The following is a 21,766-nucleotide window of genomic DNA, read 5'->3' as shown; positions in this document are numbered from 1 at the left end:
TTGAGGGGTGAATCAGCTCGAATTCAAGCGCCAAGTTGGCGCTGGAACTCAGCGAATGCAGTGGCGTCCGGGTAGGAGGTCTGGGTACCCAGACCGGTGACCGAGCAGGCGGAATACGCCACGGCCTGGGTCATGGCGGCGCGGATGTCGCGGTCGCGGCTCCAGTGATGAATGAAGCAACCGATAAACGCGTCCCCTGCCCCTGTGGTGTCGCGTGCGGCGACAGACAGGCCGGGAATCTGGAACTCGCCCTCCTCGCCGACGTACAGCGCGCCTTGCTGGCCGAGGGTCACGATCACGTGGCGAATACCACTGGCGACCAATGTCTGGGCGGCTTTATGCGCCGACTCCGGGGAGTCCACGACCTGGCCGGTAATCAGCGCCAGCTCGGACTCGTTGGGTACCAGGAAATCCAGTTGCGCCAGGTGTTCACGGCTCAAACCCGACAAGGCCGGTGCCGGGTTGAGCAGCACGGGAATGTTGTGCGCACGACCGAACTCGATGGCGTGGTAAACGGTGTCGACGTTGATTTCGAGTTGCAGAACGATCAGCGAGCACTCGCGCAACGCCTGGGCCGCCGCGTCGATGTCCGCCGGGACCAGATGCGCATTGGCACCTTTGACGATGAGAATGCTGTTGTGCGAATCGGCCTGCACGAAGATCGGCGCCACGCCGCTGGACACGCCGGGCACGCGCTGCACGTAACGGGTGTCGATGCCAAAGCGCTGGAAGTTGGCCAGGGTGTTGTCGGCAAACATGTCATCGCCGACCTTGGTGAGCATCAGCACATCCGCCCCGAGCTTGGCGGCGGCGACCGCCTGATTGGCGCCCTTGCCTCCACAACCGAGGGCAAACCCCGGAGCTTCGAGCGTCTCACCCTGGGCCGGCATACGGTCGATGTAGGTGATCAGATCCACCATGTTGCTGCCGATGACTGCGATCTTGCTCATTGCTATCCCACCTTGATCCGGCTTGCCAGACTGACGCTGGACGTTGTTGTTTTGTTATTAAAATAACATTTAATGTGATTATTCAATCTTTTTGTTGGGTTGGGTTTGAAGCAAAGACGAATGGCTTTGCGCGCAGCGTTGAAGATGCGTAGGCAGGAATGGCCCCATCGCGAGCAGGCTCACTCCTACAGGGGGGACGCATTCCAATGTAGGAGTGAGCCTGCTCGCGATGAGGCCCAAAAAGTCACCGCCCATGCTGAACCCTTCACACGACCGTCGAATTTATCCCCATCTCCCCCACGCTTCTGTTAAAACCCGAACTTTCCTTTTCATCCTCCGGACCTTTGCATGTTTTCAAACCTGATGAGCCGCATCGGCCGACGCTGGCTGCCATGGTTGTGCATGGCCGCGCTGGTCGTCGGCTTGCCCGTGGGTTGCGGCGTACTCAAATACAAGGAGCGCGAGCTGCTGTTCCGCATCGAGCCGGGCACCGCCGGCTGGTATCGCGGTTTGCCAAAGGACGTTCAGGAATTCGATATCAAGCCTGCCAGCTTCAAGGCCGGGCAAAACCTGCATGCCTGGTGGTGGCCGGCCGCGCGTCGCGATGCCCCATCAATCCTGTATTTGCACGGTGTGCGCTGGAACTTGACCGGCCAGGCGTTCCGCATCGAGCAATTGCGGGCGATGGGTTATTCGGTGCTGGCCATCGACTACCGCGGCTTTGGCCAAAGCAAGGGGGATCTGCCGTCGGAAGCCAGTGTTTATGAAGACGCCCGAGTCGCCTGGGAGCGCTTCAAGGCGATGCAACCGGACGCCAACAAACGCCTGATCTACGGCCATTCCCTAGGCGGCGCGGTGGCCATCGACCTCGCTGCCGACCTGGCCGCGCAGGCGAAAAAGGACCACAGTGCGATCCCTGTGCGCGGTCTGGTGATTGAGTCCACGTTCACGTCGCTGGGCGATGCCGTCGCGCAAGTGGCCGACAGTAATCTGCCGGTGAAATGGTTGCCGGTGCGCTGGCTGCTGTCGCAGAAATTCGATTCCATCGACAAGATCGTCGACATCGACATGCCGCTCTTGGTGGTGCATGGCCTGGCCGATCCGTTCATGCCCTCGCGGTTCAGTCAGCAGCTGTTCAATGCCGCCAGCGAACCCAAGCGCCTGTTGCTGGTACCCGGCGGTACGCACAACAACAGCATGAGCCTGGGTGGCAGCCAATACCGCCAGGCACTCGAAGGCTTGATGAAGGCAAAACCACCGCAGATGGCCGGGCCTAGCGGTAACCCCGGGCTTGCAGGTTGAACAACTGCGCATAACGCCCGCCCGCCGCCACCAGACTGTCGTGATCGCCGCGCTCAAGGATCGCCCCCTGATCCAGCACGATGATGTGGTCGGCATTGCGCACGCTGGAAAAGCGGTGGGAAATCAGCAACGTCATGCGGCCTTCGGTGTGCTCGCTGAAATGCTCGAACACCGCCGCTTCCGCAGCCGGGTCGAGTGCCGAGGTCGGCTCGTCCAGAATCAGGATGTCGGCGTTGCGGCGCATGTAAGCGCGGGACAAGGCGATCTTCTGCCACTGCCCGCCCGATAACTCCTGGCCACCGGCAAACCAGCGACCCAATTGCGTGGCGTAGCCTCGATCAAGCCCCTCGATGAACGGGGCGGCCATGCCTTCTGTGGCCGCTGCTTTCCAGCGTTGTTCATCGTTGAACGCCAGCGTATCGCCGACGCCAATGTTCTCGCCGACGGAAAACTGATAGCGGATGTAATCTTGAAAAATCACGCCGATGCGTCGGCGCAGCGCGTCTTCTTCCCACGCCTGCAAATCGCTGCCGTCGAGCAGGATGCGGCCGTGATCGGGGCGATATAGACGGGTCAGCAACTTGATCAGCGTGGTCTTGCCCGAACCGTTCTCACCCACCAGCGCCAGGCTGCGCCCGGGCACCAGGTGCAAGTCGATGCCTTCAAGGGCCGCTCGACTGGCACCCGGATAACGGAAGCCAACGTTCTCGAACCGCAAGCCATCGCCGGGCACCGCGCCCACCGTGAGATGCCCGGTATCGGCCACCACCGGTTCGGCCAGGTATTCGTAGAGGCTCGACAGGTACAAGCCATCCTCGTAGAGACCGCTGATGGCGCTTAAACTGCTGCTCACCGCCGTCTGCCCCTGCTTGAACAGCACCAGGTACATAGTCATCTGCCCGAGGCTGATCTGGCCGTGAACGGCATCAACCACCACCCACGCATAAGCCAGGTAAAACGCCGCGGTGCCGAGCAGTCCCAGCACAAATCCCCAGCCATCCCGGCGCAAGGTCAGCCGCCGGTCCTCGGTATACAGCCGGGCAAACGTCTCGCGATATCGCTTCAACAACAACGGCGCGAAGCCGAACAGCTTGACCTCCTTGATGTAGCCCTCGTGGGAGAGCAGCGTCTCGATGTAATTCTGCTGCCGACTCTCCGGCGCCCGGCGCGTGAACAGCCTGAACGCATCCCCGGAAAAATGCGCTTCGGCGAAAAACACCGGCAGCGCTCCCACCACCAGCAACACCAGCGCCCACGGCGAAAAATGCACCAGCAGCACGCCGAAGCTGATCAACACGATCAGGTTCTGGATCAACCCCAACGACTTCATCACCAACGCCAAGGGCCGCGTCGACGCTTCGCGCCGCACCCGCACCAACTTGTCATAGAACTCGGAATTCTCGAACTGCACCAGCGACAACGTCTGGGCCTTCTCCAGAATCATCGTGTTGACCTTCTGCCCCAACTGCACCCGCAACAACGACTGCTGAACCGACAGCGCCCGCTGCGTCCCGGACAGCAACGCGAGCACGCCAGCCTCGAACAACACGTAACGCACCACCGGCCACAACGGCGCACTGCCCTGCTGCGCGTGTAATTGCATGGCGAAGACCACCGCATCGACGATGCGTTGTCCCAGCCAGGCGGCCAGCGCCGGGAGGACACCGGCGATCAGGGTGGCCAGGACCAGGCCGAGGAACAGACCGCGAGAGGTGCCCCAGACCAGCAGCAAGGCGCGTCTGGCCTGGTCGAGTAGCGAGGTGAAACGGGAAAGTGCCGCAGGCATAGGGTGATGGACTCGGCAAAAGAAGGTCGCTGATCACAACAATGTCGTCATGGTACTTCAGCTGGACAATTGGGCAGGTAAGAAACCCTGTGGCGAGGGAGCTTGCTCCCGCTGGGCTGCGCAGCAGCCCCAAAAAGGCACTGCTGCACACCAAACATCAGTTACCCACTCACCCCAGCAAACTGCCCCTACTCGGGTAAATCAATCTTATCCAACACCCGGTTCGCGGTGATCTCCGCCACCATGATGCTGTTGGAAATACCCAACAGCGCATAACGCGACTCACCCTCCAGATGATCCACCAACTGATGAACCATCACATCGACCGAGGCCAGCGTCTCGACCAAATAAACCGCCAATGTTTCGGCCGTAGCCTCGGGGTCCACAGAAAACAGGGTACTGCGTGTTCGCGGTTTGGCTTTGATGTCGACACTCGACGGAAAGTGGAAGTCGAGCGCCCGCTCGGCGGCCTCGTTGAGCGTCTTCGAATCGGGTTCGTACGGGGACGCCGGATCAGTGTCCGGCGGATTGGGTGTTACCTTGAACATGGCTCTAACCTCATCTATGAGTGAGGCTGCAACCGATTCGCTACTAAACGAAATGGAGGCAGCTGTGCACAGGTTAGTAGACCGATGAGCCAAGAAATCGGCGCACCCGAAGGCGCCCTGCGCACAGCCGCCATCAGGAGCAGGGATGGGATACCCGACTGATAGACATCGTGCGACTTGACTGCAACGGGCTACTAAACCCGACCACTGATGAGCAGTGGCAGGGAAACGATAGAGTCCGGGGTCAAACCGCACAAGCCGGGGGATTCTGGCGCAGCCGTAGGCAACGGCGCAAGGTTTTGTAGCTTTCAGGACGTAACCTTGATGGGTTTTAAACAAGCACCCTTACATGGTTAAACAGCCGAGTCAGGTTGCTCACAAAATGCCCACTCAAAACGCTCACTGGGAATCCTGAAACCGCGCCCGATACCGCCCCGGACTCTCCCCCGTCCACTTCTTGAACGCCCGGTGAAACGCACTCGGCTCCTGAAACCCCAGCTGCTCGGCAATGTCGCTGATACTCGCCCGGCTCTCACGCAACTGCTCAAACGCCACCCCGCGCCGCACTTCATCCTTGATCTCCTGATACGAACACCCTTCCCGCTCCAGCTTGCGGCGGAAGGTGCTGGGGCTCAGGTGTTGTTCCAGGGCAAACGCCTGCAAGGTCGGCCATTCGCTGTAATGGCTGTTGCGCAGGCGCTGATGGACTTGCGACGCCAGGCCATGCTGGTTGCGAAAGCGGATCACCAACCATTGCGGTGCCGTGCGCAGGAACACTTTCAGTGAGGCCAGGTCCTGGACCACCGGCAGGCGCAGGTAGTGGCTGGCGAATTCGATTTCGGTGCGTTCGGCGCCGAAGGTCAGGTTGGGGCCCCAGAGCAATCGGTCGTCGCTGAGGGAAACGCGCTCATGGCGAAAATCCGCGCGATCGATGGGGATGCGCCGCCCGCCGAGCCAGCACAGCAGGCTAATCATCAGCACCAGGAACGTCTCTTCACCGAAACGGCTGGCGTCTGCGTTTTGCGCGTGGGTGTCGAGGCTGATGATCGCGCGCTTGCCGCGCACCGTCAGCGTGCCGCGAAAGTCGCGCAGGAACAGGGCGAAGTTGGCCAGGCACTGACGCATGGCTTTGTGCAGGTCGGGTTCCTGAATCAGGGCGCGGCAGATCAACGCGAAGCTGCCGGGGGGCATGCCGTGGGAGTCGAGGCGGAAGAACTCGTCGTCAAGCGTGCGGATCTGAATCAGCCACAGCGCGGCAAACGCGCTCGCCGGCACTCGCGCGGTCGGCTGCTCGATCAACGCCGGGTCGATGCCCGCCTCTTCCAGCGCAGCGCGCGAGCGCTGCGGAGTGTGCCCTTGCCCATGGATCATCGCCTGCACGAAGTAGGCCGCCACCGAGTCCTTTTCCCGCATTTGAACGCTTCTCTCCCCATCGCCCGAATGGCAAAAAACACCAGCACCGTTGAACAGTTGCGGCATAGGACAACCGCCCTGCCGGTTCTAGACTCGCGGCCAATAGTACGCCTTCGGCCATTGCGGCGGCCAAGGTATCGCAAGGTTGATCGTAAGGACGGGTACATGAATCTGCAAAACATTGGCGTGATCGGCGCGGGCACCATGGGCAACGGCATTGCACAAGTCTGTGCGCTGGCCGGCTTCAACGTGACCTTGATCGACATCGCCGACAGCGCTCTGCAAAAGGCCTTGGCCACCATCGGCAAGAACCTCGACCGGCAGATAACCAAGGAAACCCTGACCGAGTCGCAAAAGCTCGACGCCCTCGCCAGGATCCGCACCAGCACCGAGTACAGCAGCCTGCAGAACGTGCAGCTGGTAATCGAAGCCGCCACCGAAAACCTCGACCTCAAACTGCGCGTGCTGCAACAGATCGCCGCGCAGGTCAGCGCCGAGTGCGTGATCGCCTCCAACACCTCGTCACTGTCGATTACGCAACTCGCCGCCAGCGTCAGCCAGCCTGAGCGTTTCATCGGCCTGCACTTCTTCAACCCGGTGCCGGTGATGGGCCTGATCGAAGTGATCCGCGGCCTGCAAACCAGCGACGCGACCCACGCCTTGGCGCTGGACATGGCCACCACTCTCGGCAAAACCGCGATCACCGCCGGCAACCGCCCGGGCTTCGTGGTCAACCGGATCCTGGTGCCGATGATCAACGAAGCGATTCTGGTGCTCCAGGAAGGCCTGGCCAGCGCCGACGACATCGACGCCGGCATGCGCCTGGGCTGCAACCAGCCGATCGGCCCGCTGGCGTTGGCGGACCTGATCGGTCTGGACACCGTACTGGCGATTCTCGAAGCGTTCTACGACGGTTTCAACGACAGCAAATACCGCCCCGCTCCGCTGCTCAAGGAAATGGTCGCCGCCGGCTACCTGGGACGCAAGACAGGACGTGGCTTCCATGCCTATGCCTGAGCGTTGCTCACGCTTCGCCGAGTACCGGGACAAAGTGCTGGAGTTGTTCGCCAGCAAAGGGTTCGGGCAGGTCGGCATGCGTGAGCTGGCAACGTGCCTGGGGTTGTCCCCGGGCTCGTTGTATCACCATTACCCGAGCAAGCAGCACTTGCTGCTCGACCTGATCGAGGAGTTCTACGAAGAGCTGCTGTCGACCCTCGGGCGCATCGATCAAAAGGCCTCGGCCAAACGCGACAAACTGCCCAACCTGATCCGCGCACACCTGAATCTGCATCGGGAAATGCCGTGGCATTTTCGCCTGGCGGAGCGCGACAGCGGCTGCCTGAACGAAGAGCAACAAGCGCGCGTTCGCCAGTTGCGCGAGCAATACGAACGCAAGTTGCTGAAGATGCTCGGCGCCCCGTCCCGCCTCGGCGAACAGGGTTTGATGGCCGCCGGACACGCCATCTCCAACTTGCTCAACAGCGCGCCCGGCTGGCTGGCGCAGCATCCGCTGGATGATGTGCAACGCGATGAGCTGCTGGAAAACATGGTGAGCGGCGCTGTCGAACGCTTGCTGCGCCCATCACCTGCCGCCCGTGCGGCGGCCTGAGGTTTCAGGCAATAAGCCTTCCCTCTTCCATAGAAAAACCGTCTAAACAAATCCTGCACAACCCCGCATCTAACGCTTTGCTACTTGGAGTCAATTCAAAGGCCAATGTGGGTCTCCGCCCCACGGTTACCGGGAGCAAAACATGAAAATCAATCCCTACCTCATTTTCAACGGCGACTGCAAAGCCGCCTTCACCTTCTATGCGCAAGCCCTGCAAGGCCAGATCGAAATGATGATGACCTTCGGCGAAAGCCCGGCGCGCGAGCACTTTCCCGCGGACCTGCACAACCTGATCATCCATACCCGCCTGGCGGTGGGCGATCAGGCGATCATGGGTTCGGACACCACACCAGATCGCCCGACTGATGACATGAGCGGGTGTTCGGTCTCGCTGAACGTCGACAGCATTGCCGAAGCCGAACGTGTCTTCGGCGCCTTGTCGGAAGACGGCAGCGTGCAAATGCCACTGGAAGCTACCTTCTGGGCGGCGCGCTTTGGAATGCTGGTTGACCGGTTTGGTGTGTCGTGGATGGTGAATTGCGAGAAGGATCAGTGATTGTTCGTGATCAAGTATCGGTAGAACAGGAGATCGCAGCCTCGTTTCACTCGACAGCTGCTACAGGGGATATGTATTCCAATGTAGGAGCTGTCGAGTGAAACGAGGCTGCGATCTTTGCGCCGCGCCTACCCCTTCACGCACACCACCTGACGCAAGGTGTGCAGCACCTCCACCAGTTCGCGCTGGGCGTGCATGACGCGGTCGATGTCTTTGTAGGCCATCGGTATTTCATCGATCACCGACGCATCCTTGCGGCACTCGACGTGGGCGGTGGCGCGGATCTGATCTTCGACGGTGAACAGGCTTTTCGCCTTGGTGCGGCTCATGGTGCGGCCGGCGCCGTGGCTACAGGAGCAGAACGATTGCTCGTTGCCGAGCCCGCGAACGATGAAACTCTTCGCGCCCATTGATCCCGGAATGATCCCCAACTCGCCCTTCTGCGCCGACACCGCGCCCTTGCGGGTGACCAGAATATCCTGACCGAAGTGCCGCTCTTTTTGCACGTAGTTGTGGTGGCAATTCACCGCTTCCAGGGCGACTTCGAACGGTTTGCTGATTACTTTGCGTGCTGCCTGAATCACCGCGTGCATCATCAATGCCCGGTTCTGTCTGGCGAAATCCTGGGCCCAACCGACGGCTTCGACGTAGTCATCAAAATGCCGGCTGCCTTCCTCGAAGTACGCCAGGTCACGGTCCGGCAGATTGGCGAGGTGCTGGCGCATGTCGGCCTGAGCCAACTGAATGAACAGGTTGCCGATGGCGTTGCCGACCCCGCGTGAACCGCTGTGCAGCATGAACCAGACGCGGTCGGTTTCATCCAGGCACACCTCGATGAAATGGTTACCGCTGCCCAACGTGCCCAAATGTCCACGGTTGTTGGTGCTGGCGAGTTTCGGGTATTTGTCGGTGATCGCCTTGAACCGTGGATTCAGCGCAGCCCAGGCATGATCGGCCTGTTTCGGAACGCTGTCCCAGGCACCTTTGTCCCGCATGCCACGACCGACGGTGCGACCATGGGGCACCGCTTTTTCGATCGCACAGCGCAAACCATGCAGGTTGTCCGGCAAATCAGCGGCGGTCAGCGAAGTACGCGCAGCGATCATGCCGCAGCCAATGTCCACGCCGACAGCGGCCGGAATGATCGCGCCCACGGTAGGAATCACACTGCCGATGGTCGAGCCCTTGCCCAGGTGCACGTCGGGCATCACCGCCAAGTGTTTGAAGATGAACGGCATCTTCGCGGTGTTGATCAATTGCTGCCTGGCTTCGTTTTCTACCGGGACGCCTTCGGTCCAGAGTTTGATCGGTTTGCCGTTAGCGACTTCCAGCAGTTGGTAGCTCTGCTTTTGCATGATGTCCGGTCTTTTCTCAACTGCCTGCACCGCCATGTGCTTCCTCAAAGAAGTAATCTTTCCAGCTGTCAGCCTTGTTTTTCAGCACGCCGAGCGCCTGCAGTTGCTCGGCGTAGATAAAGGTGCGCTGCGGCACCACGGTAAAGTCGATTTCGGGGTCAGCGACGATTTTCTCTACCAATGGCAAGGATAGTTTCGATTGCTCCACTCGGATATAGGTCTGGGCGGCCGCCGGCTTATCGGCCTTGATGATTTTCTCGGCCTCGGCCAGCGCCGCGTAGAACGCCTTGTAGGTTTTCGGGTTTTCGTCGTGGAATTTCTCGGTGGTGTACAGCACGTTAAACGTGGCCTGGCCTCCCAATACGTCGTAGGAACTCAGCACCTTGTGCACGTTGGGACTCTGCAATTCCTGGTACTGGAACGGCGGGCTGGAAAAATGCGAGTTGATCTCCGACCCGCCGGCAATCAACGCCGACGTCGCATCCGGGTGCGCGAGGCTGATCGAGATGTCATCAAACTTCTTGAAGTGTTCAGCGCCAAACTGCTTGGCCGTTTCGATCTGCAACGTGCGCGACTGGAAACCGACGCCCGCCGCCGGTACGGCGATGCGATCCTTTTCAGTGAAGTCCTTGAGGCTCTTCACATTCGGATTGTTGGTCAGCAGGTAGTTGGGCATCGAACCCAGCGACGCGATGGCCTTGACGTTTTGCTTGCCCTTGGTCCGATCCCAGATCGTCAGCATCGGCGGCACACCGGCCGACACCACATCCAGCGCACCGGCCAGCAACGCCTCGTTCATCGCCGTGGCACCGGAGATGCTGTTCCAGTCGACCTTGATGTCGAGGCCCTGTTCCTTGCCATGTTTCTCGATGAGTTGCTGATCGCGTACCACATCCAGGATCAGGTAACCGATGCCAAATTGCTGGGCAATGCTGATTTTGCCTTCGGCCTGAACGCCGCCGCTGAGTAACGTACTTATTGCGGCCACAGAGGCTGACAACAGGGTCAACGGGGAGCGCTTGAAAGGAGTCGCCATGAAAACCTCAACGTGATTGGAAGAACCATCGCGGCACTTAGCCGCCGAAAAAAAGCGGCCGAAGCCGCTGATACCCGTAAATCAAGACGCAGAACCTGTGGGAGCGTGGCTTGCCCGCGAAGAACGATGACGCGTAATACCTGAAAAACCGCGGTGCATTCTTCGCGGGCAAGCCACGCTCCCACAGGATTTTCGTCGTTACCGGCATTAGCCGAGGCGCAGATGTTGAATTTCGAACAGGCTCTTCAGAGCTTGGCGATCGACACCTCGGTGGATTTAACGAAGGCAATCACCTCGCTGCCCACTTTCAATTCAAGGTCGCGCACCGAGCGGGTGGTGATCACCGAGGTGACAATGCCGGACGCGGTTTGCACGTCAATTTCGGACACCACGTCGCCCTGCACTATTTCCTTGATGACGCCTTTGAACTGGTTGCGGACGTTGATCGCTTTGATGGTCATGTTGAGGCTTCCTGTCTGGTGTCGGGCACATCCGCATGGATGCGCAGGCCTTCAAAATGCACCACCTGAACCACCGACAAAAGGAATATATAATTATCTATTTATATCTTTATGGAATATAAAAGCTAAGCGCAGACTCTCCCAATCCTGGATTTATGCTGCTCACCCTCTCGATGCCCTGGCCCGACAATGTGTGCACGGCTTGATAACGAAGGCGTGCTTGAGGACGCCTTCGCCGGCAAGCCTGGCTCCTACGAAGTGCGAAAGCAAAACGCCCGACAAATCTGCATTAGCCGGGCGTTTTGATGCCTGCCTGGACGATCAGCAGGTGCAGCACAGTCCGCTACAACCACTCGTCGCATAGGAAAACCTGGCGCGCAACAGGCGGCCCTGTCTGGCTTAGGGATTGCACAAGCCGGTCTTGGCAGCCGCAGAACGACGTAATTCTGACGCGGCAGCAACTCTAATTAACGCTTGGTCAGTCCCCCCGGAGATGTAACGTGTCAACTCTCAATGAAATCGCAGCGAACCACGCGAGAAAAATGGCTATGGCAAAAGCAGCAGAGTCGACCGGGCTGAGTGAGCGACACCTTCAAATCGTCGGTAGCGTCGAAATCCGCACCCCTGATGAACAATCGCACGTTCCACTGCACTTCATCGCCGTGGCGCAGGACAACCTCCTCGCCCAGGTGGCTGGTTACTAACGCTGCCCCTGACGAACAAAACCCGGCCCAATTGCCGGGTTTTTCTTTATGTCTTTGTGATCAACCCGAAGCCCTGCCTCCAAGCCTTGCCCACGATTTGCGCCGACGCGGCCTAAACTCAACTGACCACTAGCTCGCCGGCGATTGGCGGATGAGGCACTGCCATGTTCGAAGTTTCAGAGTTGACGCGCGTAAAGCGCTTCGCCGCAAACACTGTCGGCAGGGATTTCGCCGTTGGTGATATTCATGGCCACTTCACTCGGTTGCAGGCTGCGCTGGATGCAGCCGGGTTCAACCGCTTGGTCGATCGCCTGTTCAGCGTCGGCGATCTGATTGACCGCGGGCCCGAATGCCGTGATGCGCTCGATTGGCTGGACAAGCCATGGTTCCAGGCAGTGTGCGGCAACCATGACGACTACGTGGTTCACTTCGATACCTGCGACGTCGATAGCTGGATCTACAACGGCGGCTTTTGGTTCACGGAGCTATCGCTGTCCGAGCAGAAAGAATTCGCGGCGAAGTTTGCCGGGCTGCCTATCGCAATCGAAGTTGAAACGGCACAAGGCCTGATTGGCATCGTGCATGCCGATTGTCCATTTGCATCATGGCAGCAGCTGCGAGAGGAACTGGAATCGCCAGAGAGCAGCCAGCGCCTGATGCAGGTGCAGCATCGTTGCATGTGGTCACGAAGCCGACTCGATCAATGGGAGATGCATGGCGTTGAGGGCCTGCGTGCATTGATCGTCGGTCATACACCGATACGTAAACCGGTCAGGCTTGGCAATGTGATTCATATCGACACCGCTGGCTGGAAGCCTGATGTGGGTTACTTCACTCTTTTGAATCTCGATACGCTTGAAGCTGCGTCCTGACGTTTTTTTGTCAATTCAGGTGTCTCGGCCTTTATGAGAAATGAGTAGATCGCCAGTTGCATGGCCAGGACGAAGAAGAAAACAACCGCTCGTCCTGACATCGGCACGTTTACTCTCCGCGGTCTTCCAATGCATACATTCACTCGCACAGTAGGCGCAAACGATGAACAGCAAAATTGCCGCTCTCATTCTTGCGGGACTTCTGCCGATCTACTCGCTCTACTCGCTCGCGGCCGAGAAGACCACGGAAGACGCTACCATCCCACCAAGTGCTCTTCCCGGGCTTAACCAAGGGGGTGAGTCCAACAAGGAAAAAGCTGACAAAAAGGGCGAGGAAGCTGCGGGGTCTAATTCTGGTGCGGAGTCGCAGGAAATGGAAAAAGATGCTGCTACTTCAAGTGACTCAGGGGATGGAGGGACGAAGCCGAAACAGTAACGGTGAGCCCTCATGCGGGTTTTGCGCAAGACTGAAACAAGAAAGACAGCCAGTATTCACCCGCGTGTGCCCTCGTAAAACTGGCTCAGCGCTATAAGCTCAAACACAGCGACCATCACACAGAATGCGACAAATCCCCGCGTGAAAACCCTGCGAGGTTTTTCGTAAGGCTGAATATCAGCGAGGCCGTCGAAAAGGTCGGACAGAAGTTCAAGTAGCCACATCAGTTATTACCTTCCTTGCCTGTTGTCCCAGCCTTCAAAACACGGTCGCCGGTTGATTCGTCCGTATCAATGGAGAGTCACTACCCTGCGACTTTCGCCAATCCTGATTCGGTCCAGCGCTCGGTTTAGAGAATCCAGGGCATCGAGGAGGGCTTTCGCCTCAACTTCCCGGCCGTCACCCCAAAGGCGTTCTGCCATTTTGTTCAGGGCTTGGATGGAGCGCTCAATTTCAGCAGCAGTCGCTGCTTTGCTTTCCGGCTGTTTCTTCAACATTGAGTAACCCTTCTGCCGGGCGGTGCTTGCTTTCAGTTGCCAGCTCAAGAGTATCAGCCACTCGAATACATTTGATCAGATCCGTTGAGCTTATAACGCCAACCACGGCTGTCTTTCCGCCCTGGTTCAGCTTATCGCGATTATCCGCCGGTAGATTGCCGTGGCCCTCGAAAGACCCCGAGACTGGAACAGAGACGAAACACTGCTCGTATCACCAGCATCCATCAACTCGAAAAGATACAGGTTGCTGAGGTTCTTGCATTGCACTAGACGATCAGCCTCGGTCGTGGGCATGGGTACCGCGTCGACCTGCTTCTCAAATTCAGTCTTTTCCTTTGGCGTACTGCTACAACGAAATCACCGAGTAGTTACGCGCAGGTTTTGCGCAGACACAAAAAAGCCGATCTATCTGATCGGCTTAAGTGTCTGATTTTAATCAGAAAATATGGTCGGGACGGAGTGATTCGAACACTCGACCCCTAGCACCCCATGCTAGTGCGCTACCGGACTGCGCTACGCCCCGACTAGGCGTGAAACTCGTTCTTCTCCTCGAAGAACGCTCAAGAATATATCGCAAGCTTTTGAAAACTGGAAGTATTCAATCGCAGGAAATTATTTCTTGAGAACAACCAACACATCTTCCAACTCGGCAATCATCTGTCGAATCATCTGCTTGTATTGAGTGGTGTCGTCTTTGGCTTCATCACCGGACAGACGCAGACGCGCACCGCCGATGGTGAACCCTTGATCGTAAAGAAGCGCGCGGATCTGCCGGATCATCAGCACGTCTTGGCGCTGATAATACCGGCGGTTTCCGCGGCGTTTGACGGGGTTGAGTTGAGGAAACTCCTGCTCCCAATAGCGCAGCACGTGCGGTTTTACCGCACACAGCTCGCTGACTTCACCAATGGTGAAGTAGCGTTTGCCTGGGATGACGGGTAGCTCGTCGTTATGACTTGGTTCCAGCATAAGCCTCAACTCGGGCCTTCAACTTCTGCCCTGGACGAAAGGTGACCACACGGCGAGCCGTGATCGGGATTTCTTCACCCGTTTTCGGATTGCGGCCAGGCCGCTGGCGTTTGTCCCGAAGGTCGAAATTGCCGAAACCGGACAATTTGACTTGTTCGTTGTCTTCAAGAGCGTGCCTGATTTCTTCAAAAAACAGTTCGACCAATTCCTTGGCCTCCCGTTTATTCAGGCCCAGCTCTTCATACAGACGTTCCGCCATTTCAGCTTTCGTCAGAGCCCCCATACGTCACTTCCTTAACGTGGCGTTCAACCTTTGTTCGAGCGAGGTGAGGATGTTTTGCGTCGTGGTATTCACCTCATCGTCATTAAGAGTGCGCGATGGATGCTGCCAGGTCAAGCCGACTGCAAGGCTTTTTCTATCAGGATCAATGCCTTTACCCTGATACACGTCAAATAGCCTGAGGTCTGTGAGCCATTCGCCTGCATTTTCACGGATTACGTCCATTACGGCACTGGCCGCAACATCCGTGGCGGCAATCAGTGCCAAGTCACGACGCACTTCAGGAAAGCGTGATAACTCCTGGAATTTAGGCATTTTTCCCAATGCCACTTCGGCCAGAACCAGCTCGAAGACGAACACCGGACGGTCGAGACCGAGGGTTTTCGATAATTCAGGGTGGATAGCGCCGACGAAACCGACCAGGCGACCTTCACGTTCGATGCGCGCGGTTTGACCCGGGTGCAACGCAGGGTGTTTGCCCGGCACGAACGTGAACGAATCCAGCGCTCCGGCAAAGCCCAGCACCGCTTCCACGTCGGCTTTGACGTCGAAGAAATCCACGACATCGCGACCTTGAGCCCACCCTTCTGGCAGACGGCTACCGCAAACAACACCCGCCAGCATCGGCTCTTGCTTCAAGCCTTCCAGCTGACCGACAAAACGCAGGCCGCTTTCGAACAGACGGACGCGATCCTGTTGACGGTTCAGGTTGTGCTGAAGCGCCTTGACCAGACCGGGCCACAGCGACGAGCGCATGGCCGCCATGTCGTTCGAAATCGGGTTGGCCAGCAGCAGCGGCTCGACACCCGGATTAAACAACTCGAATTGTTTCGGATCGATGAAGCTGTAGGTGATCGCTTCCTGATAACCGCGAGCCACCAACAGGCGACGCAGTTCAGGCAGATCGCTGCGCGCTTCAGCCTTGGCTTGCGGTGCCAGGCGAGCTTGCGGGTAACGAACCGGCAGACGGTTGTAACCGTACAGACGAGCCAGTTCTTCGATCAGATCGACTTCCAGGCTGATGTCGAAGCGATGGCTTGGCACTTCAACGCGCCACTGCCCTGCCCCGTCGGCAGCAATCTTCAGGCCCAGGCCACTGAGGAGACGCTCGACTTCGGCCGACTCCATTTCCATGCCCAGCATCTGAGTGATGCGCTGAGCACGCAGCGTAACCGGCGCAATCGACGGCAGATGCTGCTCGCTCAAAGTTTCGATGATCGGGCCAGCTTCGCCACCAGTGATTTCCAGCAGCAGGCCAGTGGCGCGCTCCATGGCTTCACGGGCCAGTTGCCAGTCCACGCCACGCTCGTAGCGGTGCGAAGCATCGGTGTGCAGGCCATAGGAACGGGCCTTACCCGCAACGGCGATCTGGTCGAAGAACGCGCTTTCCAGGAATACGTCGCGAGTGGTCGCGGTGTTGACGCCGCTGTGCTCGCCCCCCATGACGCCGGCGATTGCCAAGGCGCGGGTGTGGTCGGCAATCACCAGCGTATCGTTACGCAGGCTGACTTCCTGACCGTCGAGCAATACCAGCTTCTCGCCTTCTTCGGCCATGCGCACGCGGATGCCGCCATTGATTTCGGCGAGATCGAACGCGTGCAACGGTTGGCCCAGCTCCAGCATCACGTAGTTGGTGATGTCGACGGCAGCGTCGATGCTGCGCACGTCACCACGGCGCAAGCGCTCGACCATCCACAGCGGCGTCGGCTTGGACAGGTCAACGTTACGGATCACACGGCCCAGGTAACGCGGGCAAGCGGCTGGCGCCAGCACTTCGATCGAGCGCACTTCGTCGTGCACGGCTGGCACGACAGCAACCACCGGACGGGTGACTTTAGCGTCATACAGCGCGCCGACTTCACGAGCCAGACCGGCCAGGGACAGGCAGTCGCCGCGGTTCGGGGTCAGGTCGACCTCGATGCTGGCGTCGTCCAGGCTCAGGTACTCACGAATGTCCAGACCGACCGGCGCATCGGCCGGCAATTCCATCAGGCCGTCGTTGCCTTCGCCGACTTGCAGCTCGGCTTGCGAGCACAGCATGCCGTTGGACTCAACGCCACGCAGCTTGGCTTTCTTGATTTTGAAGTCGCCCGGCAGTTCGGCACCGATCATGGCGAACGGGATCTTCAGGCCTGGGCGCACGTTTGGCGCACCGCACACAACCTGGAAGGTCTCCGAGCCATTGCTGACCTGGCAAACGCGCAACTTGTCGGCGTCCGGGTGTTGCTCGGTGCTCAGCACTTCGCCGACGACCACGCCACTGAATTCACCGGCGGCCAGCGTAACGCTATCGACCTCAAGACCGGCCATCGACAGACGAGCAACCAGCTCGTCGCGACTTACCTGCGGGCTTACCCAGCCACGCAGCCATTGTTCACTGAATTTCATCCTGCTCTCCTAAGAATTCGTTACGACTAGCGAAATTGCGCGAGGAACCGCAAGTCGTTGTCGAAGAACAGACGCAAGTCGTTCACGCCGTAACGCAGCATGGCCAGACGCTCAACGCCCATGCCGAAGGCAAAGCCCGAAAACTCTTCCGGGTCGATCCCGGACATGCGCAGCACGTTCGGGTGAACCATGCCGCAGCCCATCACTTCCAGCCAGCCAGTCTGTTTGCAGACACGGCAGCCTTTACCGCTGCACATCACGCATTCCATGTCGACTTCAGCGGACGGCTCGGTGAACGGGAAGTACGAAGGGCGGAAACGCACGGCCAGTTCTTTTTCGAAGAACACGCGCAGGAACTCTTCGATGGTCCCTTTGAGGTCGGCGAAATTGATGTCGCGATCAACCAGCAGGCCTTCGACCTGGTGGAACATCGGCGAGTGGGTGATATCGGAGTCGCTACGGTACACACGGCCTGGGCAGACGATGCGGATCGGCGGTTGTTTCGATTCCATGGTGCGGACCTGTACCGGCGAGGTATGGGTGCGCAGCAACATGTTGGCATTGAAATAGAAGGTGTCATGCATCGACCGGGCCGGGTGATGGCCTGGGATGTTGAGCGCTTCGAAGTTGTGGTAATCGTCTTCGACCTCAGGGCCTTCGGCAATGCCGTAGCCGATGTGGGTGAAGAATTGCTCGATTCGTTCCAGAGTGCGGGTGACCGGATGAAGGCCACCCGAGGTCTGACCGCGGCCAGGCAGGGTCACGTCAATGGACTCGGCGGAGAGTTTGGCGGCCAGGTCAGCCTCTTCAAACAACGCCTTGCGCGCATTGAGAACCTCTGTGACACGCTCCTTGGCAACGTTGATCAGGGCGCCGACTTGCGGACGCTCTTCTGCCGGCAAATTCCCCAGGGTCTTCATCACCTGAGTCAATTCGCCCTTCTTGCCAAGGTAGTGAACCCGGATTTGCTCCAGGGCATTGATATCTTCAGCGCTTTGCACAGCCTCTAGTGCTTGAGAGACGAGCGCATCCAGGTTTTCCATGTACAGACTCCAGATACAAAATAGGGGAAGAGCTTGAAGGCTCTTCCCCTATTTATGACGTTTAACACCTGGCCCCACAGAGGTGAGGCCGGGTGACTGTCGGGGGTACTTAAGCCAAGGTGGCTTTAGCTTTCTCGACAATCGCAGCAAACGCCGCTTTTTCGTTCACTGCCAGATCAGCCAGAACCTTACGGTCGATCTCGATGGACGCTTTTTTCAGGCCGGCGATGAAACGGCTGTAGGACAGACCGTTGATACGTGCACCAGCGTTGATACGAGCGATCCACAGAGCGCGGAACTGACGTTTTTTCTGACGACGGTCACGGTAGGCGTATTGGCCTGCCTTGATTACCGCTTGCTTGGCAACACGGAATACGCGCGAGCGAGCGCCGTAGTAGCCTTTAGCAAGTTTCAGAATTTTTTTGTGACGTTTACGGGCAATGACGCCACGCTTTACACGAGCCATGAGTTACTTCCTCTATTCTTGACTAAAATTAACGAAGGCGCAGCATGCGCTCGACTTTTGCCACGTCAGACGGATGCAGCAAGCTGCTACCGCGCAGTTGACGCTTACGCTTGGTCGACATTTTAGTCAGGATGTGGCTCTTGAAAGCGTGCTTGTGCTTGATACCGTTAGCAGTTTTCAGAAACCGCTTAGCAGCACCACTTTTCGTTTTCATTTTTGGCATGTTCGGATACTCCGCATTCAGTTGATAAACATAATCAGAAGGCCTGCCGTGCCCTGATGATTACTTCTTCTTTTTCGGGGCGATGACCATAATCAGCTGGCGTCCTTCCATCTTAGGATGCTGTTCGACCGAACCGTACTCGAGCAAGTCACCTTCAACTCGCTTGAGGAGTTCCATCCCCAGCTCCTGGTGGGCCATCTCACGGCCGCGGAATCGCAAGGATACCTTGGCCCTGTCCCCATCACTCAGGAAACGTACCAGGTTGCGCAGTTTTACCTGGTAATCCCCTTCCTCCGTCCCTGGACGAAACTTGATTTCTTTAACCTGAATCTGCTTCTGGTTTTTCTTGGCCGCGGCAACCTGCTTCTTCTTCTCGAAGATCGATTTGCCGTAGTCCATCAGTTTGCAAACAGGGGGTACTGCATCGGCGGAAATTTCCACCAGATCCAGCTTGGCCTCTTCAGCCTTAAGAAGCGCGTCTTCAATTGACACAATCCCAAGCTGTTCACCTTCAGCCCCAATTAACCGAACCTCGCGTGCCGAGATATTCTCGTTGATCGGGGCTTTCGGTGCAGCTCGTTTATCTTGTCTCATTTCACGCTTAATAGTAATTACTCCGAATCTGGGCGACCACGCCGGGAAACCGCTTGCGCGAGAAACTCAGCGAACTGGGCGACGGGCATCGAGCCCAGGTCAGCACCTTCACGAGTACGCACAGCGACAGTCTGCATCTCGACTTCCCGATCTCCGATAACCAAGAGATAGGGAACCTTGAGCAAAGTATGCTCGCGGATTTTAAAGCCGATCTTTTCATTTCTCAAGTCAGACTTGGCACGAAATCCGCTTTCATTGAGGGTTTTTTCAACCTCGGCGGCAAAATCGGCCTGTTTATCAGTGATATTCATGATCACTGCCTGGGTCGGAGCCAGCCACGCTGGGAATGCACCCTCGTAGTGCTCGATCAGGATTCCGACGAAACGTTCGAAGGATCCGAGGATCGCCCGGTGCAACATAACCGGGTGCTTGCGACTGTTGTCTTCAGAGACGTATTCGGCTCCCAGACGGACAGGCAGGTTAAAATCGAGCTGAAGGGTACCACACTGCCAGACACGGCCAAGGCAATCTTTCAGCGAGAATTCGATCTTCGGACCGTAGAACGCACCCTCGCCCGGCTGCAGATCGTACGGCAAGCCAGCGCTATCAAGGGCTGCAGCCAATGCAGCTTCGGCGCGATCCCACAGCTCGTCGGAACCCACGCGTTTTTCCGGACGAGTGGACAGCTTCATTTCGACGTCTTTAAAGCCGAAGTCGGCATAAACGTCCATGGTCAGCTTGATGAACGCGGCGGATTCGGCCTGCATCTGCTCTTCTGTGCAGAAGATGTGGGCGTCGTCCTGAGTGAATGCACGCACACGCATGATGCCGTGCAGTGCACCCGATGGCTCGTTACGGTGGCAAGCACCGAACTCGGCCAGGCGCATCGGCAACTCGCGGTAGCTTTTCAGGCCCTGGTTGAACACTTGCACGTGGCAAGGGCAATTCATTGGCTTGATCGCGTAGTCGCGGTTTTCCGACTGAGTGGTGAACATGTTGTCGGCGTAGTTGGCCCAGTGCCCGGATTTCTCCCACAGACTGCGGTCAACGACCTGAGGGGTCTTGATCTCCAGGTAACCGTTGTCGCGCTGAACCTTGCGCATGTACTGCTCAAGCACCTGGTACAGGGTCCAGCCGTTCGGGTGCCAGAACACCATGCCCGGGGACTCTTCCTGGGTGTGGAACAGGCCCAGGCGCTTGCCGATCTTGCGGTGATCGCGCTTTTCAGCTTCTTCGATGCGCTGGATGTAAGCCGCCAGCTGCTTCTTGTCCGCCCATGCGGTGCCGTAAACGCGCTGCAATTGCTCGTTCTTGGCATCGCCACGCCAGTAGGCGCCGGACAACTTGGTCAGCTTGAAGGATTTCAGGAAGCGCGTGTTCGGCACATGCGGACCGCGGCACATGTCGACGTATTCTTCGTGATAGTACAGGCCCATGGCCTGCTCGTTCGGCATGTCCTCGACCAGGCGCAGCTTGTAGTCTTCGCCACGGGCCTTGAACACTTCGATCACTTCGGCGCGCGGAGTGACTTTCTTGATCACGTCGTAATCTTTTTCGATCAGCTGTTGCATGCGCTGTTCGATCGCGGCCAGGTCGTCCGGAGTGAAAGGACGTTCAAAGGCGATGTCGTAATAGAAGCCTTCGTCGATGACCGGCCCGATAACCATCCTGGCCGTCGGGTACAGCTGCTTGACCGCGTGGCCAACCAGGTGGGCGCAAGAGTGGCGAATGATCTCCAGCCCCTCTTCATCCTTTGGCGTAATGATTTGCAGCGTGGAATCGCTGTCGATGATGTCGCTGGCGTCGACCAGCTTGCCATTGACCTTGCCGGCCACGGTGGCCTTGGCCAGACCTGCACCAATGGATGCGGCGACCTCGGCTACGGAAACCGGGTGGTCGAATGAACGTTGACTGCCGTCGGGAAGAGTAATAGTTGGCATGGCGCCTCCTCTCCTAGTGGTGACCCCTACCAAAGGTCACGTGGGTTGGGATGAGCCAGTACAAGATCCGATCCAGGCCATTCAATGACGAACGCCTGCCTTACAGCGGCAGGAGCCTTGCGGCCAACCGGAAAACCGAACCAGAGTGACTGGGATTCAAATCAGGGTTAATCGCGCACTTGCCGCTACCGGGACTGAAGGTCATCCGGAGCCTGCAAACGCCCGAGCGAGGCATGCTAGCACAGATGAACGGTCGTCGATGCAACGAGGCTTTGTGCTGGGGTAAATCATGCAATTTATGCCAGAGTGCTGAACTTGAACCCCGCTTTACCCCTCAG

At 58.1% G+C, this 21,766-nt stretch carries 23 protein-coding genes and 1 tRNA gene; 7 read left to right on the top strand and 17 right to left on the bottom strand.

Going from position 1 to position 21,766, the window contains the following annotated elements:
* Positions 1–23: 23 nt before the first annotated feature.
* Entirely contained in the window at positions 24–950 is a 927-nt protein-coding gene (gene rbsK, locus ACA070_RS10585; protein WP_497451060.1) for a ribokinase, read from the bottom strand.
* A gap of 348 nt (positions 951–1,298) precedes the next feature.
* Here rbsK and ACA070_RS10580 point away from each other — a divergent pair, with 348 nt between their 5' ends.
* The gene (locus ACA070_RS10580) at positions 1,299–2,252 is read left to right on the top strand and encodes an alpha/beta hydrolase (RefSeq protein WP_497451059.1); all 954 of its coding nucleotides are present in this window, start codon (positions 1,299–1,301) and stop codon (positions 2,250–2,252) included.
* Here the strand turns inward: ACA070_RS10580 and ACA070_RS10575 are convergent.
* The 3 genes from ACA070_RS10575 to ACA070_RS10565 all read right to left on the bottom strand — a co-directional run bounded on the left by ACA070_RS10575 (position 2,224) and on the right by ACA070_RS10565 (position 5,999).
* Positions 2,224–4,038: an ABC transporter ATP-binding protein gene (locus ACA070_RS10575; protein WP_497451058.1), complete on the bottom strand. Its 1,815-nt coding sequence runs from the start codon at positions 4,036–4,038 to the stop codon at positions 2,224–2,226. The two genes, ACA070_RS10580 and ACA070_RS10575, sit on opposite strands and share 29 nt — an antisense overlap.
* A gap of 188 nt (positions 4,039–4,226) precedes the next feature.
* Entirely contained in the window at positions 4,227–4,586 is a 360-nt protein-coding gene (locus tag ACA070_RS10570) for a DUF6124 family protein (RefSeq protein WP_497451057.1), read from the bottom strand.
* 399 nt (positions 4,587–4,985) lie between these two features.
* A complete protein-coding gene (locus tag ACA070_RS10565) occupies positions 4,986–5,999 on the bottom strand; it encodes an AraC family transcriptional regulator (RefSeq protein ID WP_497451056.1) in 1,014 nt (337 codons plus the stop codon).
* Between the two features lie 165 nt (positions 6,000–6,164).
* Between ACA070_RS10565 and ACA070_RS10560 the strand changes: the two genes are divergently transcribed.
* From ACA070_RS10560 to ACA070_RS10550, 3 genes are all read left to right on the top strand, one after another.
* Positions 6,165–7,016 (top strand): 3-hydroxybutyryl-CoA dehydrogenase, encoded by an 852-nt coding sequence (locus ACA070_RS10560; protein WP_497451055.1) that lies wholly within the window; start codon positions 6,165–6,167, stop codon positions 7,014–7,016.
* The gene (locus ACA070_RS10555; protein WP_497451054.1) at positions 7,003–7,608 is read left to right on the top strand and encodes a TetR/AcrR family transcriptional regulator; all 606 of its coding nucleotides are present in this window, start codon (positions 7,003–7,005) and stop codon (positions 7,606–7,608) included. The genes ACA070_RS10560 and ACA070_RS10555 overlap by 14 nt, the downstream gene beginning before the upstream one ends.
* Positions 7,609–7,750: 142 nt before the next feature.
* The gene (locus ACA070_RS10550; protein ID WP_497451053.1) at positions 7,751–8,164 is read left to right on the top strand and encodes a VOC family protein; all 414 of its coding nucleotides are present in this window, start codon (positions 7,751–7,753) and stop codon (positions 8,162–8,164) included.
* Between the two features lie 128 nt (positions 8,165–8,292).
* On the opposite strand, the gene ACA070_RS10545 is transcribed toward ACA070_RS10550, so the two are convergent.
* The 3 genes from ACA070_RS10545 to ACA070_RS10535 all read right to left on the bottom strand — a co-directional run bounded on the left by ACA070_RS10545 (position 8,293) and on the right by ACA070_RS10535 (position 11,016).
* Positions 8,293–9,519 (bottom strand): RtcB family protein, encoded by a 1,227-nt coding sequence (locus ACA070_RS10545; RefSeq protein WP_497451052.1) that lies wholly within the window; start codon positions 9,517–9,519, stop codon positions 8,293–8,295.
* Positions 9,520–9,535: 16 nt separating this feature from the next.
* On the bottom strand, positions 9,536–10,555 hold the full coding sequence (locus ACA070_RS10540; protein WP_497451051.1) for an ABC transporter substrate-binding protein: 1,020 nt from the start codon (positions 10,553–10,555) through the stop codon (positions 9,536–9,538).
* Positions 10,556–10,800: 245 nt separating this feature from the next.
* Positions 10,801–11,016 carry a TOBE domain-containing protein gene (locus ACA070_RS10535; protein ID WP_452625868.1) on the bottom strand — a complete coding sequence of 72 codons (216 nt, stop codon included), beginning with the start codon at positions 11,014–11,016 and terminating at the stop codon, positions 10,801–10,803.
* Between the two features lie 500 nt (positions 11,017–11,516).
* Between ACA070_RS10535 and ACA070_RS10530 the strand changes: the two genes are divergently transcribed.
* From ACA070_RS10530 to ACA070_RS10520, 3 genes are all read left to right on the top strand, one after another.
* Positions 11,517–11,720 (top strand): hypothetical protein, encoded by a 204-nt coding sequence (locus tag ACA070_RS10530; protein WP_462026568.1) that lies wholly within the window; start codon positions 11,517–11,519, stop codon positions 11,718–11,720.
* 164 nt (positions 11,721–11,884) lie between these two features.
* Positions 11,885–12,592: a metallophosphoesterase gene (locus ACA070_RS10525; protein ID WP_497451050.1), complete on the top strand. Its 708-nt coding sequence runs from the start codon at positions 11,885–11,887 to the stop codon at positions 12,590–12,592.
* Positions 12,593–12,755: 163 nt separating this feature from the next.
* Complete coding sequence (locus ACA070_RS10520; RefSeq protein WP_497451049.1) at positions 12,756–13,028, top strand: hypothetical protein; 273 nt, start codon at positions 12,756–12,758, stop codon at positions 13,026–13,028.
* Between the two features lie 290 nt (positions 13,029–13,318).
* Here ACA070_RS10520 and ACA070_RS10515 read toward each other — a convergent pair whose 3' ends face one another.
* The 10 genes from ACA070_RS10515 to thrS form a co-directional block, all read right to left on the bottom strand.
* On the bottom strand, positions 13,319–13,525 hold the full coding sequence (locus ACA070_RS10515) for a hypothetical protein (protein WP_462029921.1): 207 nt from the start codon (positions 13,523–13,525) through the stop codon (positions 13,319–13,321).
* Between the two features lie 446 nt (positions 13,526–13,971).
* A tRNA-Pro gene (locus ACA070_RS10510) sits at positions 13,972–14,048 on the bottom strand.
* A gap of 89 nt (positions 14,049–14,137) precedes the next feature.
* Complete coding sequence (locus ACA070_RS10505; RefSeq protein ID WP_003179985.1) at positions 14,138–14,494, bottom strand: MerR family transcriptional regulator; 357 nt, start codon at positions 14,492–14,494, stop codon at positions 14,138–14,140.
* On the bottom strand, positions 14,475–14,777 hold the full coding sequence (gene ihfA / locus ACA070_RS10500; protein WP_002553164.1) for an integration host factor subunit alpha: 303 nt from the start codon (positions 14,775–14,777) through the stop codon (positions 14,475–14,477). The genes ACA070_RS10505 and ihfA overlap by 20 nt, the downstream gene beginning before the upstream one ends.
* A gap of 3 nt (positions 14,778–14,780) precedes the next feature.
* Positions 14,781–17,162: a phenylalanine--tRNA ligase subunit beta gene (gene pheT / locus ACA070_RS10495; RefSeq protein WP_497451048.1), complete on the bottom strand. Its 2,382-nt coding sequence runs from the start codon at positions 17,160–17,162 to the stop codon at positions 14,781–14,783.
* A gap of 26 nt (positions 17,163–17,188) precedes the next feature.
* Positions 17,189–18,205: a phenylalanine--tRNA ligase subunit alpha gene (gene pheS / locus ACA070_RS10490; protein ID WP_007905876.1), complete on the bottom strand. Its 1,017-nt coding sequence runs from the start codon at positions 18,203–18,205 to the stop codon at positions 17,189–17,191.
* A 109-nt stretch (positions 18,206–18,314) separates the two neighbouring features.
* Positions 18,315–18,671: a 50S ribosomal protein L20 gene (rplT, locus tag ACA070_RS10485; protein WP_007905879.1), complete on the bottom strand. Its 357-nt coding sequence runs from the start codon at positions 18,669–18,671 to the stop codon at positions 18,315–18,317.
* Positions 18,672–18,699: 28 nt separating this feature from the next.
* On the bottom strand, positions 18,700–18,894 hold the full coding sequence (gene rpmI, locus ACA070_RS10480) for a 50S ribosomal protein L35 (RefSeq protein ID WP_002553160.1): 195 nt from the start codon (positions 18,892–18,894) through the stop codon (positions 18,700–18,702).
* A 60-nt stretch (positions 18,895–18,954) separates the two neighbouring features.
* Complete coding sequence (gene infC / locus ACA070_RS10475; protein ID WP_176469887.1) at positions 18,955–19,506, bottom strand: translation initiation factor IF-3; 552 nt, start codon at positions 19,504–19,506, stop codon at positions 18,955–18,957.
* Positions 19,506–21,428, bottom strand: coding sequence for a threonine--tRNA ligase (thrS, locus tag ACA070_RS10470; RefSeq protein WP_497451047.1), 1,923 nt, complete (start codon positions 21,426–21,428; stop codon positions 19,506–19,508). Before thrS ends, infC begins: the two co-directional genes overlap by 1 nt.
* Positions 21,429–21,766: the final 338 nt, after the last annotated feature.

The sequence above is a fragment of the Pseudomonas sp. LBUM1678 genome (assembly GCF_059695575.1).
This window is presented reverse-complemented; position numbering and strand designations above follow the sequence as displayed.